At 63.2% G+C, this 14,532-nt stretch carries 13 protein-coding genes; 12 read left to right on the forward strand and 1 reads right to left on the reverse strand.

Annotated features, from left to right (window positions below; all coding sequences use genetic code 11):
* The first annotated feature begins 261 nt into the window (after positions 1-261).
* The 3 genes from DESLA_RS22955 (at position 262) to DESLA_RS0112685 (ending at position 4,687) form a co-directional block, all read left to right on the forward strand.
* Positions 262-420 carry a hypothetical protein gene (locus DESLA_RS22955; protein ID WP_153304589.1) on the forward strand — a complete coding sequence of 53 codons (159 nt, stop codon included), beginning with the start codon at positions 262-264 and terminating at the stop codon, positions 418-420.
* Positions 421-569: 149 nt separating this feature from the next.
* A complete protein-coding gene (locus DESLA_RS20370; protein ID WP_051434656.1) occupies positions 570-1,442 on the forward strand; it encodes a molybdenum cofactor synthesis domain-containing protein in 873 nt (290 codons plus the stop codon).
* Positions 1,439-4,687: a UvrD-helicase domain-containing protein gene (locus DESLA_RS0112685; RefSeq protein WP_028572740.1), complete on the forward strand. Its 3,249-nt coding sequence runs from the start codon at positions 1,439-1,441 to the stop codon at positions 4,685-4,687. The genes DESLA_RS20370 and DESLA_RS0112685 overlap by 4 nt, the downstream gene beginning before the upstream one ends.
* A gap of 173 nt (positions 4,688-4,860) precedes the next feature.
* On the opposite strand, the gene DESLA_RS23210 is transcribed toward DESLA_RS0112685, so the two are convergent.
* On the reverse strand, positions 4,861-5,007 hold the full coding sequence (locus DESLA_RS23210) for a hypothetical protein (protein WP_162834856.1): 147 nt from the start codon (positions 5,005-5,007) through the stop codon (positions 4,861-4,863).
* A 147-nt stretch (positions 5,008-5,154) separates the two neighbouring features.
* Here DESLA_RS23210 and cbiR point away from each other — a divergent pair, with 147 nt between their 5' ends.
* The 9 genes from cbiR to DESLA_RS21850 all read left to right on the forward strand — a co-directional run bounded on the left by cbiR (position 5,155) and on the right by DESLA_RS21850 (position 14,525).
* Positions 5,155-6,057 carry a cobamide remodeling phosphodiesterase CbiR gene (gene cbiR, locus DESLA_RS20375; RefSeq protein ID WP_051434657.1) on the forward strand — a complete coding sequence of 301 codons (903 nt, stop codon included), beginning with the start codon at positions 5,155-5,157 and terminating at the stop codon, positions 6,055-6,057.
* Positions 6,054-6,578, forward strand: a complete 525-nt coding sequence (locus tag DESLA_RS0112700) for a bifunctional adenosylcobinamide kinase/adenosylcobinamide-phosphate guanylyltransferase (protein WP_028572741.1) — start codon at positions 6,054-6,056, stop codon at positions 6,576-6,578. Before cbiR ends, DESLA_RS0112700 begins: the two co-directional genes overlap by 4 nt.
* Complete coding sequence (locus tag DESLA_RS0112705; protein WP_028572742.1) at positions 6,579-7,586, forward strand: DHH family phosphoesterase; 1,008 nt, start codon at positions 6,579-6,581, stop codon at positions 7,584-7,586.
* Positions 7,587-7,646: 60 nt separating this feature from the next.
* Positions 7,647-10,304: a DNA polymerase I gene (polA, locus tag DESLA_RS0112710; protein WP_028572743.1), complete on the forward strand. Its 2,658-nt coding sequence runs from the start codon at positions 7,647-7,649 to the stop codon at positions 10,302-10,304.
* Positions 10,305-10,346: 42 nt separating this feature from the next.
* The gene (locus DESLA_RS0112715; RefSeq protein WP_028572744.1) at positions 10,347-11,555 is read left to right on the forward strand and encodes a pyridoxal-phosphate-dependent aminotransferase family protein; all 1,209 of its coding nucleotides are present in this window, start codon (positions 10,347-10,349) and stop codon (positions 11,553-11,555) included.
* 60 nt (positions 11,556-11,615) lie between these two features.
* A complete protein-coding gene (locus DESLA_RS0112720; protein ID WP_084032054.1) occupies positions 11,616-11,993 on the forward strand; it encodes a DUF1844 domain-containing protein in 378 nt (125 codons plus the stop codon).
* A 35-nt stretch (positions 11,994-12,028) separates the two neighbouring features.
* Positions 12,029-13,108, forward strand: a complete 1,080-nt coding sequence (gene argC / locus DESLA_RS0112725) for an N-acetyl-gamma-glutamyl-phosphate reductase (RefSeq protein WP_028572746.1) — start codon at positions 12,029-12,031, stop codon at positions 13,106-13,108.
* Between the two features lie 26 nt (positions 13,109-13,134).
* Positions 13,135-13,914, forward strand: a complete 780-nt coding sequence (locus DESLA_RS0112730) for a prepilin peptidase (protein WP_028572747.1) — start codon at positions 13,135-13,137, stop codon at positions 13,912-13,914.
* Positions 13,915-14,030: 116 nt separating this feature from the next.
* Positions 14,031-14,525, forward strand: a complete 495-nt coding sequence (locus DESLA_RS21850) for a hypothetical protein (RefSeq protein ID WP_051434658.1) — start codon at positions 14,031-14,033, stop codon at positions 14,523-14,525.
* Positions 14,526-14,532 lie beyond the last annotated feature (7 nt).

The raw sequence follows: 14,532 nt of genomic DNA on the forward strand, positions 1-14,532 counted from the left end.
ATTTGGATGCGAGACGGTTGATCAAGGTTCTTGTTCTGGGCGTTTGTTCAGTATCCGTGCTCAGAATAGGGTTCTGAGCTGAAAACGCGCTCCACTCGCCCCCAAAATGGATAATCCGACCCAACTGTTCGATCAAGCCTTCAAACAGCATGAAGAACCGGCGTTCCTTCAGTGAATTGTCTTGTCCGCCTCCGTTCTTGACATTTGCCTGGACATTGACCAAAGACCTCGCATGTGAACTTTATTACAAAGGAGACGACCATGGGCATTACGGAAATCATCCCCACTTTGATCGCCAACGCGGCCAAGGAAGCCGATCTTTCCAGCGTAATCGGCGTCGGGTTCATCTTCACCTATCTGACCGTGATCGTGATCACCGCGCTTGTCCGCATCAAGCAGGGCAAGCACATGGATCACTAATCGCTTCTTGTCTTCATCCGGCCTCAGGGGCGACAAGCTCAAGGGGTTTTGGCCCCTCGGTCCACGGCCAAAGCTTCCTTGTTCGTGCGAACGAGGGGCTTTTGTCGTTTGGGCGTCCAAAGACTGTTCCGGGATTCACGGAAAACGCCATGCAATTGCGACTCAGCTCCATGCGGCGGGAGAATTTCGCCTCGGGGCAACGTCTGGCCGTGGTACGCGGTCCGGTTTTGGAGCCGGATACGGCTTCGGGCCTGTTTCCCGGCCCGCACCTGATCGCGGAAACGCCACCGTTGCCCGGCGTGGGCGCTGTCTTGGCCCGACCCGGCGAAGCCGGGAGCCTTCGGGTGCTGGGCATGTTCCGTTGGCCGGATCCCGTTGGCGGTCTGCCGAGCCGTGAGGGCTGCTGGGTCCAGGTGTTGGAAGCGTTCCAGGTTGAGCCGGGAGCGCAATCCTGGGCCGCGACAAAATGCGGCCACAGTCTGGCCTGGATCACGCTCAGCGACAAAGGCTACGTCGGACACCGCGAGGACCGGGCCGGGCCGCTGATCGTCGAGCTGCTGGACAAACAGACCGGCGGGCCCCTGGAACTGGCCTGGGCCCAAGGCTTTCTGCTTCCTGACGAGCCCGGAAGATTGCGCGCGCTGTTCACGGAACTGGCTCTGGAACAGGGCTTCGACCTGATCGTGACCACTGGGGGCACCGGGGTCGCGCCCCGGGACACCACCCCGGAAACCACCCTCTCCGTGATCGAAAAACGCCTGCCCGGCATGGAAGCGGCCATGCTCCAGGCCGGCCTGCGCAAGACCCCGCATGCCGTGATTTCCCGAGCCGTGGTCGGTATCCTGGGCCACGCCCTGATCATCAATTTGCCGGGTTCTCCCAAGGCGGTTCGGGAGAACCTCGAAGCCCTGCTGCCCGCTCTGGACCACACCCTGGCCAAGCTCCAGGGCGATCCCTCGGACTGCGCCACGGCGCATCCTCACGACGTCTCCCCCAACAATCACCCAGTGATTCCCGAATGACCTCCGACCTGTTCCGCGCGGACCTGCATATCCACTCCCGGTATTCCCGGGCCACCAGCCGCGGCCTGACGCCGAGCCACCTGGCTGCCTGGGCCCGGGTCAAGGGTCTGGACGTGGTGGCCACCGGAGACTTCACCCATCCCGGATGGCTGCAAGACCTTGAGGAATGTCTGGAAGAGGACGATTCCGGACTGCTGGTTCCGCGGCGGGAAGCGGACCTCTCGGCGGAGATCCCCTGGCTGGAGTCCGTTGCTCCGGGTCGCGGCGCAAGCCCGGTCCGGTTCATTCTCTCCGCGGAAATCAGCACCATCTACAAACGCGCGGGCCGGGTGCGCAAGGTCCATCATCTGGTGTACGTCCCCGGTCTGGAGCAGGCCAGGGCGTTGAACGCCAAGTTGGAACAAATCGGCAATCTGGGTTCGGACGGTCGGCCCATCCTCGGGCTGGACTCGCGCCATCTCCTGGAAATGGTCCTGGAGCTGCACCCCCAGGCCTTTCTCGTCCCCGCGCATATCTGGACGCCCTGGTTTTCCCTGTTCGGTTCCAAGTCCGGCTTCGACACCATTGAGGCGTGCTACGGAGCGCTGTCCTCGGAGATTTTCGCCCTGGAGACCGGGCTGTCCTCGGATCCGGACATGAACTGGCAGTGGAGCGCCCTGGACCGCTTCCGGATGATTTCCAATTCCGACGCCCATTCCGGGGAGAAGCTGGCCCGGGAGGCCAATCTGTTTCGCGGCGAGCCGAGCTTCGAGGGCATATACAAGGCCCTACGGGGCGACGGCGGGAGCCATGCCTTCCTGGGCACGGTGGAATTCTTTCCCGAGGAGGGCAAGTATCATTTGGACGGGCATCGCAAGTGCGACGTGGTCCTGTCCCCCGGAGAAGCCATGGCCCGGGGCAACATCTGCCCGGTTTGCGGCCAGCCCCTGACCCTGGGCGTGCTGCATCGGGTAATGGAATTGGCCGACCGGGACCAGCCGCTGAAGCCGTCCAATCAGCCTGGATTTCAGTCCCTGGTGCCCTTGGTGGAGTTGATTTCGGAAATCCTGGGCAAAGGCCCGGGTACCAAGACCGTGCGCCGGGAATACGCGGCCCTGGTCTCGGCTCATGGCTCGGAGCTGGACATTCTCGGCGAGCTGCCCCTGGACGACATGGCCCGTCGCCGCCCGGCCCTGGCCGAATCGTTGCGCCGGATGCGCCAGGGCCTCGTGCTGCGCCGATCCGGATATGACGGACATTTCGGCACGATTTCCATGTTCACGCCCCAAGAACAGCGGGAACTGCGCGGAGGCCGCGCTTTTTTCGCGACGCCGCCCGCAGAGGCTCAACCCGTGGATGCTCAACCCTCGGCTGCCGAGCCACAATCTTCCTATGGGGCCGTCCCCCCATCGCGAATCCCATCGGAGCCTTCGGACAAAGGCGCACGGCCCGAAGCCCGGATGGAGTTCAACGCGGAACAGGGCCGGGCCTTGCGGGCCGGGCCGCGGCCGGTGTTGGTCCTGGCCGGGCCGGGCACGGGCAAGACCAGGACCTTGATGGGCCGGATCGCCTATTTGTTGCAAAAAGGGGAACAGCCCCGGCGGATGCTGGTGGTCACCTTTACCCGGCGGGCGGCCAATGAACTCCGCGAACGACTCATCGCCACTCAGGGCGAGGAAGAAGCCCTGCCCCAGGCGGACACCCTGCACGCCGCGGCCTACGAGGTCTGGACCAGGGTCCAGGGCGACGCCCCGGTGTTGCTCTCCGAGGACGCGGCCCGGCGGGTTTTCGCCGCAGCCAATCCGGAACTCGGTCCAGCCGGGGTGAAGCAGGCCTGGAACGAACTCTCCCGTGCCAGGGAGAGCCGCGTGGTGTCCGACCGTGCCGAGGGCGCGGCGGAAAGGGCGGAACGTGCCGCCCGGTACGCCCGCCAGAAGCAGGATTGGAACCTGGTCGACTACACGGACCTGCTGGAGTTCTGGCTGGCCCAGGCCACCGAGGAGCGCGCCCATCACCCGTATACGCACATCCTGGTGGACGAGGTGCAGGACCTTTCCCGGCTCCAGTGGGAACTGCTTCAGGCCCTCGCCCCCCAGGACGGCTCCGGGTTCTGGGCCATCGGCGACCCCCGTCAGAGCATCTATGGTTTTCGGGGCGCGGTGGACGACATCGCCGCGACCATGCGTGCTCGCTGGCCCGATCTGGAGGTCGTCTCCCTGAGCCGAAATTACCGCTCCACGGAAAACCTGGTGCGTCTCTCAGGGAAGGTGTTTCCGGGCGAGCAAGGCCTGTTGGCCGAAAATCCGCATGCGGGGCGGATCGCCCTGTTTCAGGCCTCCAGCGCGGCCCGGGAGGCCGCCTGGATCGCCGACCAAACGCGGACGCTGTTGGGCGGGAGCGCCCATTGGGAAGCGGATCGGGGAACTCAGGGCGGCCTGAGCCCCGGAGACGTGGCGGTGCTGGTCCGGATCAAGGCCTTGATTCCGCCCATCGTTCAGGCCATGCAGCGCCTCGGGGTGCCTTGTTCCGCGCCCGAATCCGAGCCGTTCTGGAAAGAACCCAGGGTCGCCCTGCTGTTGCAGGCCGCTGCGGAACTGCTGGGGCTCGGTCGGGCGGAGGATGCGGACCAGGAAGTCCTTACACGGCATGTTCAGGGTCACGTTCTGGAACAGGCCCTGGTGCAGGGACCCGTGGCCCTGGCGGCCCATTTGCAGGAAGTGCCGCCCTTTGATCGCCTGTTCTGGCAAAGCAAGGAATTTTTGCGTCTCAAGGAGGCCTACGCCCGGCACAAGGGCTGGGCCGGGCTGCTGACCTGGATCAACTTCCACACCGAACTGGAACTGGTCCGCGCCCGGGCCGAAACCGTCCAGGTGATGACCCTGCACGCCTCCAAGGGGCTGGAGTTCGAGGCTGTCTTTTTGCCGGCCCTGGAAGACGGTCTGTTGCCCATGGTGGGGCTTGGTCCGCTGGGGGGGCATCGGGACGCCGAGGAACCTCCCCAGGAAGGCGTCATTGGTCCGCTATCCAGTTTGCCATCCAGTTTTCTCGGGGATCTGGAAGAGGAGCGGCGGCTGTTCTATGTCGGGTTGACCAGGGCCAGGCAATGGCTGTTTCTCAGCCATGCGGAAAAACGCAATCTGTTCGGTCGAACCTTGCGGCTCAAGCCGTCGCGTTTCCTGGGGGACCTGCCCCGGGAAGAGATGCGATGCAGCAAGACTGTGCAGCAGGTGGTCCGGCGGGAAAAGCGGATGACGTTATTTTCTTGATGGTCGAAAAATCGTGGTTTTGAAAGGGCTTGCGGGAGGGAGACGGGCGTATCCTAACAAGTTTGTCGGCGAACTTACCGGCGAATCTACCGGTGAATCTGGCAACTAACCTGTCGAACCGAGTTGGAACGTCCGGGCAGGCGCGATGGCACGGCAGGGTGTGACGCGAGAAATCAGAATCGGAAAGCGCGATAGACGAAGCGCTCGTACACCGTACAAAACCGTTGGGCCGTGCAGGTGTTGACGCCGATTTCCCGCAGTCTACAGTAGACGTGCAGGGGGTTGAAGTAGTGCTGGACGAAAAAGCGAACGGTGCGCATTGGGCTGGGCCTTGGAAAACGGTGCGAAAAACCTGCTGAGCGGGCAGTCGTGCAAGTTTTTTTTGCAAGGTGTATGCCATCGTCCCTGGACTCCTGCGCGCTGAGAGCGTTCTGCTGTGATTTTTTCCCCATGTCAACCACGACTTCATGAAAACGGGCGTCTTCCCAAAAATCCCGGCCATGTCCGCTTCCGGTCTCTGTTCACGCTCCAGGCTGAAACATGCAAGAATTGCCGCCCCGTCGTTCGTCTGGCCGGCGGATGTCGCCGCGAATTGCCGGCGGCTTGAGCCGTTGGTGGACGAAGTGGGGCTGCTTTTTTTTCAATCCGAAGCCTGCCTGGCCTACACCGAACATGACCTGCCTCCCTGGCTGGCAGAGACCGGCCTCGGGTTTCACGTCCATCTGCCCCTGGATCTGCCCTGGAACGAAGGACCGGAACGGGTCTGGGAGATCGTCTCCGGGCTGCGACGCAAGGCGGCTTTTCTCCGTCCCTGGGCCTTCGTGCTGCATCCGCCCGAGGCGCGGGCCGATTTTGCCGATCTTTCCGGACAGTCCCGGATTTGCCCGCCATCGGGAAATGGCGTAGCCTTCAGGCAAAGTTTTGACTCCCTGCGCGATTTTGTCCGACTTTGGGATCAAGAGAGGGAGCAGAGGCAGGAACACGGGAGCGGACGCCCGGAGGAACTGCTGCTGGAGAACATCCGGGAAAACGATCTGGTGGACTCGTGGTCATTGATTCAATCCTCCAACCTGGGTATTTGCCTGGACTTGGGGCATCTGCTCGTCCACGGACAGCAAACCCACCACCTGCCGGGGATTTGGTCCCGCGTGCGCATGATGCATCTCAGCGCTCCCGGCAAGTTTGGGGCGGATGGACGGCCACGGGACGGGCATCGTTCCCTGACCGAGCTGGACCACCGCGGCCGGTCGCTGCTGGAGGAAATTCTGGGGCGGATTCGCCCGGACTGTGTCTTGATGCTGGAAGTTTTTGAACCGGAGGGGTTCATGGAATCGTTGAACATGCTCCGCGCCATGACGGGTCGCTCATGATTACCTTGATTCTCGGAGGAGAGAAGTCCGGCAAGTCCGCCTGGGCCTTGCAGCGTCTGCTTCAGGCGGACGGTCCGCATCTGTTCGTCGGCACGGCCGCGGCCCAGGACATGGAAATGCGCCAGCGTATCCGGGAGCATCGTCGCCAGCGGCCCGCGCATCTACCGGCCCTGGAGACGAATATCGAACTGCCCGAGGCGCTGCGCCGGGAGCGGGCGGACCACGGGGCCATTTTGGTCGACAGCCTGGACTTCTGGCTGTTCGCCTGCATCCAGGCCGACCAGGAGACCCGGTTGCGAACCGAACTGCTGGACTGCTTGCAAGAGAGCGCCCTGAAAATGGTCGGGACGCGCCTGCTTTTCGTCAGTTCGGAAATCGGCCTCGGCCCGATCCAGGCCACGCCCCAGACCCGGCACTTCGTTCGCAGCTTGGGCCTTTTAAATCAACAAATCGCGGGCCTGGCCGACGAAGTGGTTCTGATGGTCGCCGGGTTGCCGCTTTGGCTGAAAGGAACGAGTTAGATGGGCTACTTCCGATCCCTGGGCTCCAAGATCGACGCCCTGAACGAGCTGTGGCGCAAATCGGACCGCTGGCTGATCATGATGAACGCTGACCCGGACGCCCTGGCCTCGGCCCAGGCGCTGCGCCGGATCATGGCCCGTAAGGTGGCCGCGGTGGACTGCGCCCAGGTCAACGAGATCTCCCGGCCGGACAACCTGACCATGATCAAGACCCTGCGCATCCCCACCCAGCGCCTGACCCCGAACCTGGCCGCGCAGTATGACCACTTCGCCCTGGTGGACTCGCAGCCTCACCATCACCCGGCATTCAAGGACTACGCCTTTTCCCTGATCATCGATCACCATCCCCTGGTTCCGGAAAATCCGGTTGAGGCGGAATTTCAGGACATCCAGCCGGGATACGGGGCCACCAGCACCATGCTCACGGAGTATCTCCATAGACTGAAGATCCGACCGGGAGAACTGCTGGCCACGGCCCTGCTCTACGGCATCAAGACCGACACCCAGAGTTTCGAGCGGCAGTTCTCGGACATCGACGTCCGGGCCTTTCGTTACCTGAGCAAGTTCGGCAATCTGAACCTGCTGCGCAAGATTTCCCGCAGCGAGTTCCGGCTGGACTGGCTGAAGTATTTTTCCCTGGCCTTCCGCAAACTGCGGGTGAACGGCCATTGCCTGCACGTGTTCATGGGACGACTGGACTCCCCGGACATTCTGGTGATCCTCGGGGATTTCTTCCTGCGACTGTACGGGATTTCCTGGACCGTGACCTGCGGGGTCTGCGACGACACCCTGGTCCTGATCTTTCGCGGCGACGGACTGCATCGGGACATGGGCAAGCTGGCCAACAAGCTGTTCGGCGACGTGGGCTCGGCCGGAGGCCACGCGACCATGGCCCGGGCGGAAGTTCCGCTGGCCAATATCGGCGAAAACGACCCCGAGGATTTTGTCTGGCAGCGTCTTCGTTCCGCCAAACGCGCCGTGGCCAAGCCCACGCCCAGTACATCCTGACCGCGTTTCAACCACCGTTTGAACATCCTCCGAGTGCTCCCAAGCCCTACCCGAGACTCCATGAGCCTGAAATCCCGCCTGAACCTCTCCGCGGACCCGGTGTTTCTTCTTGACGGAACCTCCTTTTTGTACCGGGCCTTTTACGCCTTTCCGGATCTGAAGCGCTCGGACGGCTTCCCGACCAACGCCCTGTTCATCGTCCTGCGCCTGCTGTTGCGCCTGCATCGCGAGGAACGACCGCGCTACGCCGGCTTTTTCCTGGACGGCCCCGGCCCCACGTTTCGCCATGAATTGTTCACGCCTTACAAGGCCCAGCGCCCCAAGACCCCGGAAGCCCTGGTCCAACAGATCGAGCCGCTGGTCCGGGGAGTGGAGCTGTTCGGCCTGACCGTCCAGGTGTCGGAAGGGGTGGAGGCGGACGACCTGATCGCCAGCCTGTGCAGGAAGTTCAAGTCCGAATGCCCGGTGGTTGTCGTCGGTTCGGACAAGGACCTGTTGCAATGCCTGGACAAGAATGTCGTGATCTGGGACCCGGGCCTGAAAAACGAGAAGCTGGTCACCAACGAATCCTTCCGCCGGGAACACGCCATGACCCCGGAGCAGTGGCCGGACTTCCAGGCCCTGACCGGAGACAGCACGGACAACATCCCCGGCATTCCCGGCGTCGGCCCAAAGACCGCCATGGGGCTGATGCGGCGATTCCCGACCCTGGAGGCTTTGCGGGACAACGTGAACGTGCTGACGCCCAAGGAGCGCAAAAAAGTCGAACCCGAGCTGGAGCGCATTTTTACCTACCGAGAGCTGACCCGTCTGCGCACGGACCTGCATCCGGACGCCCGGCTGGAGGATTATCGTTGCCGGGAATGGGACGACGCGTCGCTGCTGGCGTTTCTGCGCGAATACGAATTTCGCTCCCTCGAACGAGAGATGGCGGCCCTGTCCGCGCCTGAAGCATCGGCATCGTCCGATCAAGGGCGATTGCGCCAAGGAGAGTTGCTGACCTCGAAAACCCAGAAGGCGACGAAACGCTTGGCCGCGCATCGGAACCCGAAAGACGACCCTCCGGATGAACAGGCTTTGGAACGAACGGAGGTTCTGCCGAATTTTTCCGGAAAACGGGTCGGGGTGGCCGCGGACCGAGACAGTTGGCGACTGGGGCTGGAAGGGCGTGAACTCCTGTGGGGCGGCACGTCCAAGAACGTGACCAAGGATTTGGTGGACGCGTTGCGTCCGGCGGCCCTGGTCGCGGCCCATTCCTGGAAGGATTTGCTGGCCCAGGACGCGTGTTGGTCCGAAGTGCCCATGGACCGGCGCTTCGACGTCAGTCTGGCTGCCTACCTGCTCCAGCCCGAGGAGCGCGACTACAGCCTGGCGGCGCTGGTTCGCCGATATGGCCATGAGCTGGCGGATGCCGCCCAGCCCGGCGAGGAAGCGCCCGCCCTGCTGACGTTGCGGCTGGCCGAGGCCCTGGGGCGCAGCGTGGGGCAGGCCGGGTTTTCCGAGCTGATCGCCACTCTGGAGATGCCCTTGATCCCGGTGCTGGTGGACATGGAGCGGGTCGGAGTGCTGCTGGACCAGCAGGCCCTGAAAGCCTTCCTGGACGAGGTTCAGGCGGGATTGGAGCGGCTTTCCAGGTCCATTTCCCAGCGGGCCGGAGGGTCGTTCAATCTGCGTTCCAGCCAGCAGATGGCCGAGGTGCTCTTCGAGCGCCTGGGCTTGAAGACCGGACGCAAGACCCCCGGCGGCGGCAGGTCCACCAGCGTGGAGGTCCTGGAGCGGCTGGCCGGGGAGCATCCCATCGTTCCGGAGATCCTGGAGTACCGCAAACTGGAAAAGCTGCGCTCCACCTATCTTGAACCGCTGCCCAAACTGGCCGACAAAGGCGGCAGGGTGCACACCACCTTCAACCAGTTGGCCGTGGCCACGGGGCGACTGTCCAGCAGCAGCCCCAATCTACAGAACATCCCTATCCGAGGCGACCAGGGACGGCGGATGCGGGCCTGCTTCACCGCGCCGCCCGGCCAGGAGCTGATCAGCGCGGACTATTCCCAGATCGAGTTGCGCGTCCTGGCCCATCTTTCCGAAGATCCGCACCTGCGGGATCTCTTTGCCCGGGGAGTGGACGTCCATTCCGGTACCGCGGCCATTTTGTTCGTCAAGGAGCCGGAGCAGGTCACCGCCGAGGAGCGACGCAAGGCCAAGACCATCAATTTCGGGCTGCTCTACGGCATGGGGCCGCAAAAGTTGGGCCGGGAACTGGGCATCAACCAGCAGCAGGCCAAGGACTTCATGGCCCTGTACTTCACCCGGCTGCAAAAGGTCCGGGATTTTTACGAAGAGGTGGTGGCCAAGGCCAAGGAACAAGGGGCGGTGTTCACCCTGGCCGGAAGGCGCCGGACCTTGCCGGACATCAACTCCCGCAACGACAATCTGGCCCAGATCGCCCGGCGCATGGCCATCAACACCGTGGTTCAGGGCTCGGCCGCGGACATCATCAAAATGGCCATGATCCGCGTTCACGGCGACGAAGCACTGCGGGCGGCCGGGGCCCGGATGATCCTTCAGGTCCACGACGAACTGCTCCTGGAGGCCCCGGACGCGGAGAGCCAGCGGGTCGGCGAACGAGTGGCCGAGTTGATGGCTTCGGTGGTTCAGCTGGACGTGCCCCTGGTGGTGGATTGGGGCCGGGGGGCGAACTGGGCTGTGGGGCATGGGTAAGGATCGATTTTCATTGACGACAACCAGAAAGGAACGAATCGAATGCGCAACAAGCTGCGTTTGCTGACCCCGGGGCCGACGCCCTTGCCCGAGGAGGTCCGCCTAGCCCTGGCCCAGGATATGGTCCATCATCGCAAGCCCGGATTCAAGGCTGTTTTGCACCGCATCCAGGAAGGGCTGCAATGGCTGTTCGGAACCACGCAGCCCGTTTTGCCGCTGACCTGCTCCGGCAGCGGGGCCATGAACGCCGCGGTGTGGAACCTGTTTCAACCGGGCGAGCGGGTGTTGGTGGTGGAGGCCGGGAAGTTCGGCCAGCGCTGGAAGGACATCGCCCTGGCCCGGGGCCTGGAAGCCACGGTGCTCAAGCTGCCCTGGGGCCAGGCGGTTTCCCCGGAGGCGATCCGCGAGGCCCTGGACGGGGACCCGGCCATCCGGGGGGTGCTGGTCCAGGCTTCGGAAACCTCCACCGGGGTGCTGCATCCGGTGCGGGACATTGCCGAAATGACCCGGCACCGGGACGTCCTGCTGGTGGTGGACGGCATTTCCGCCGTGGCCATTTCCCCGTGCCCCATGGACGAATGGGGCGTGGACTGTCTGCTGACCGGCTCCCAGAAAGGCCTGATGCTCCCACCCGGCCTGGCCTTCATCGCCCTTAGCGCCCGGGCCTGGGCCGCGGTGGAACGCCAGGCAGGTCCCGCGGGCTCTCCGGGGGCCTGCCCCGTGGCCTATTTTGATCTGCGCCGGGAGCGGGAGAACTGCCTGAAGGACCAGACCCTGTTCACCCCGGCCATCAATCTGCTCAACGGACTGGACGTTTCGCTGAGGCTGTTCCGGGAGCGCGGGCTGGAGGAAATTTTCCGCAAGCAATGGGCCCTGACCCAGCTGACCCGCAGGGCGGTCCGAACCCTGGGGCTGGAACTGCTGGTGCAAAAACAGTACACATGGGGGCTGACCAGCATCCTGGTCCCCGCCGGTCTGGACGGACAGCGGCTGCTGCAAATCGCGGCCGACGCCTACGGCGTGGTCATGGCCGGAGGCCAGGATCACCTCAAGGGCCGGATCATCCGTCTTGGTCATATGGGCCACGTGGACTACGCGGACGTCCTGGCCGGGCTCTACGCCCTGCGCCAGGCCTTCAAAGCCTGCGGTGGACACACCGCCAGCCGGGATTATCTGGAGGCCGGGTTGACCGCCTACGAACAGGCCCTGGATCCGCGGAGCGTTCCGGGAGAGGAACCGGAGAGAACCTGAGCGAAACCGGTCGAGTGCATGAGCTTCCGTCCGACAAGCATTCGACAAGGAAGGTGAACAATGAACGAAGAGATCAAGATCACGGATCGACGCGTTGGTCATGGCAAGGAAGGCACGGAGCAAGGTGCATCGGCCGTGGAACAGGCCCAGGCGGACCACCAGGCCGGAGCCGGAGCTTTTCAAGGCTGCGTGATGCCCCAGGTCTGCTTTCCCACCTTTGTTCTGTCCCTGAGTTCCTCGGCCCTGGTCCATCTGGGCGAGGTTCCGGACCCGGAAACCGGAAAGACCGCCGAGAACATCGAAATAGCCAAACACACCATCGATATCCTGGCCATGCTTGAGGAAAAGACCAAGGGCAATCTGGATGCCGAAGAATCCAAGCTGCTCAAGGACATGCTCTTCGAGTTGCGCATGCACTACGTGCGCAAATCGGCGTAACGAACTTTTTGAAATCACCAACCGTAGAGAGAACCATGCAACGCATTCCCGTCGGACTCGTGGGCGTGGCCGGGTATACCGGCATGGAGCTGTGTCGGCTTTTGGCCGGGCATCCGGAAATGGAACTGGTTCGGGCCACCAGCCGGAGCGAGGCCGGAAAGACCCTGGGGCTGCTGCTGCCCCATTTGGCCGGGACCGGTTTGGCCGATCTGGTGGTCACCCAGCCGGACACGGACGATTTGGCCGAAGCCTGCAAGCTGGTCTTCCTGGCCGTGCCCCACGGGACGGCCATGGACATGGCCGCGGAGTTGCTCCAAAAAGGCGTCCGGGTGGTGGATCTGAGCGCGGACTTCCGGCTCCACGATTCTCAGGTCTACGCCCAGTGGTACAACCTGGAGCACCGCCACGCCGAACTGCTGAATCAGGCGGTCTACGGCCTGCCGGAGCTGTATGCCCGGGACATCGCCCGGGCTAGGCTGACGGCCAACCCCGGCTGCTACCCCACCAGCGTTCTGCTGGCCTTGGCCCCGGCCCTGCAAGGCGGGTTGGTGGAGCCGGACGGGATCGTGGCCGATTCCAAGTCCGGAGCCTCCGGGGCCGGGCGCAAGGCGGCAACGGCCACGCTGTTCTGCGAAGTGCATGACACCTTCCGGGCCTACGGCCTGGGCAAGCATCGCCATACCCCGGAAATGGAGCAGGAAGTGGGCAAGTTGGCCGGAACCCCGGTGGCCTTGTCCTTCAATCCGCACCTGCTGCCCATTGACCGGGGCATCCTGTCCACGGTCTACACCCGGTTGACCCGATCCGTGACCGGGGCGGAGGTCCTGGAACTCTACCGCGATTTCTACGCCACTCGTTCCGATATCCTGGGCCCGACAGCCGGGTCCTGGGTGCGCGTCCACCCGCAAGGATCATGGCCGGAAACCCGTTTCACCCGCGGGACCATGTTCTGCGATCTCGGCCTGCTGGTGGATGCGCGAACCAATCGGCTGGTGATCGTCAGCGTCATCGACAACCTCTGCCGCGGCGCGTCCGGCCAAGCGCTTGTCAACGCCAACCTGATGCTGGGCCTCGACCCGGCCCTGGGTTTGCCGGTTGCGCCTTTGGTGCCGTAGCAGCATGCTCAGGGATTGAGTTTATCGTGACCCCATTAATCGCCTTTTTCCCCCTCATCGCCCTGGCCCTCGGCCTCGTCCTGGGCAGCTTCTACAACGTCTGTATCCATCGCTACCTGACCGGAGAGTCCATTGTCCTGCCGGCCTCGCATTGTCCGCGTTGCCGCAACGCGCTTGTCTGGTGGGAGAATATTCCGCTGGTCAGCTTCATCCTGTTGCGCGGGCGGTGCCGGGCTTGCAAGGAGCCCATTTCCTGGCGCTATCCCATCGTGGAGGCGGTTTCCGGGATCTGGGCGCTGCTGCTGGCAGTGCAATTCGGCCTGGGCTGGGAATGGCTTTTGTACATGGCCGTTGGGGGATTGCTGATCATTATGAGCTTCATCGATTTTCAGGAATTCATCCTGCCGGACGTGTTCACGTTCCCTGGGGCGATTCTGGCTTTCTCCGGGACGGCGTTGATGACGGACATGACCTGGGGCGACTCCCTGCTTGGCGCGGTGATCGGCGCGGGGGCCTTTTGGTTGTTGCAGAAAGGGTACTACCTGGTGCGCGGCGTGGAAGGGCTGGGGACAGGGGACATCAAGCTGATGCTGATGCTCGGGGCCCTGGTGGGCTGGCAGGGGCTGCCGATGATGATCTTTCTGGCCGCGTTCACGGCCCTGGCGGCCAGCCTGGGCTACATGGCAAAAAATGCCCATCAGGGCATGCGGACCCGGATTCCCTTTGGCCCGTTTCTCAGCCTGGGGGCCATGCTTCAAATCTTGTACGGGCCTGTTTTGATGCACCTTTTGATGCCCTTGGCGTAGCTCTGGGCATATTCAGTTCAGTGGTTTCGCGTCGGCTTGACCCATGTCGGTGGAGTTGGCAACCTATTTGCAAAAACGCAAGACATACGGATTTCACCTCCACCCAGGAGCACCCCATGAAGATCAATCCAGATCAATCTTCTCTCGTCAAGGCGGATGCGGAACGGGATGTCCGGAGGGTGAACAGGGGCAGTGAACGGTTTGAAGATCTGCTCCTTCGCGCCACGGAAAACATCTCGTCCGGTCAAAGCCCGCCGTCCGGCCCGGCACAACCCCTGAGCACCGGGGATGCGATGCGTCTGACGCCGACCCAGATGCTGTTCCCCGCCGACCACACTCCAGGATTCGAGAGCAAGGCCATGGACACCCTCGACAATCTGCTTTCGAGGTGGGAAAAATATGCCCACCAGCTGACCGCCCAACCGCCGGAGTTGCGCGGCGCCAACGGAATCCTTGATGAGATTTCCACCGAGATCGGCGCCTTGAAGGCCAACTGGCCCCAACAGACCCCGCCTCAGCCCATGGCCCCTGAACTGCGCGACATGATTGACGAACTGGAAGTTCTGGCCGTCACCGAACGGATCAAGTTCAACCGTGGAGACTATCTGTAGATCGACG

Source organism: Desulfonatronum lacustre DSM 10312 (assembly GCF_000519265.1).
GTDB classification, from domain to species: domain Bacteria; phylum Desulfobacterota; class Desulfovibrionia; order Desulfovibrionales; family Desulfonatronaceae; genus Desulfonatronum; species Desulfonatronum lacustre.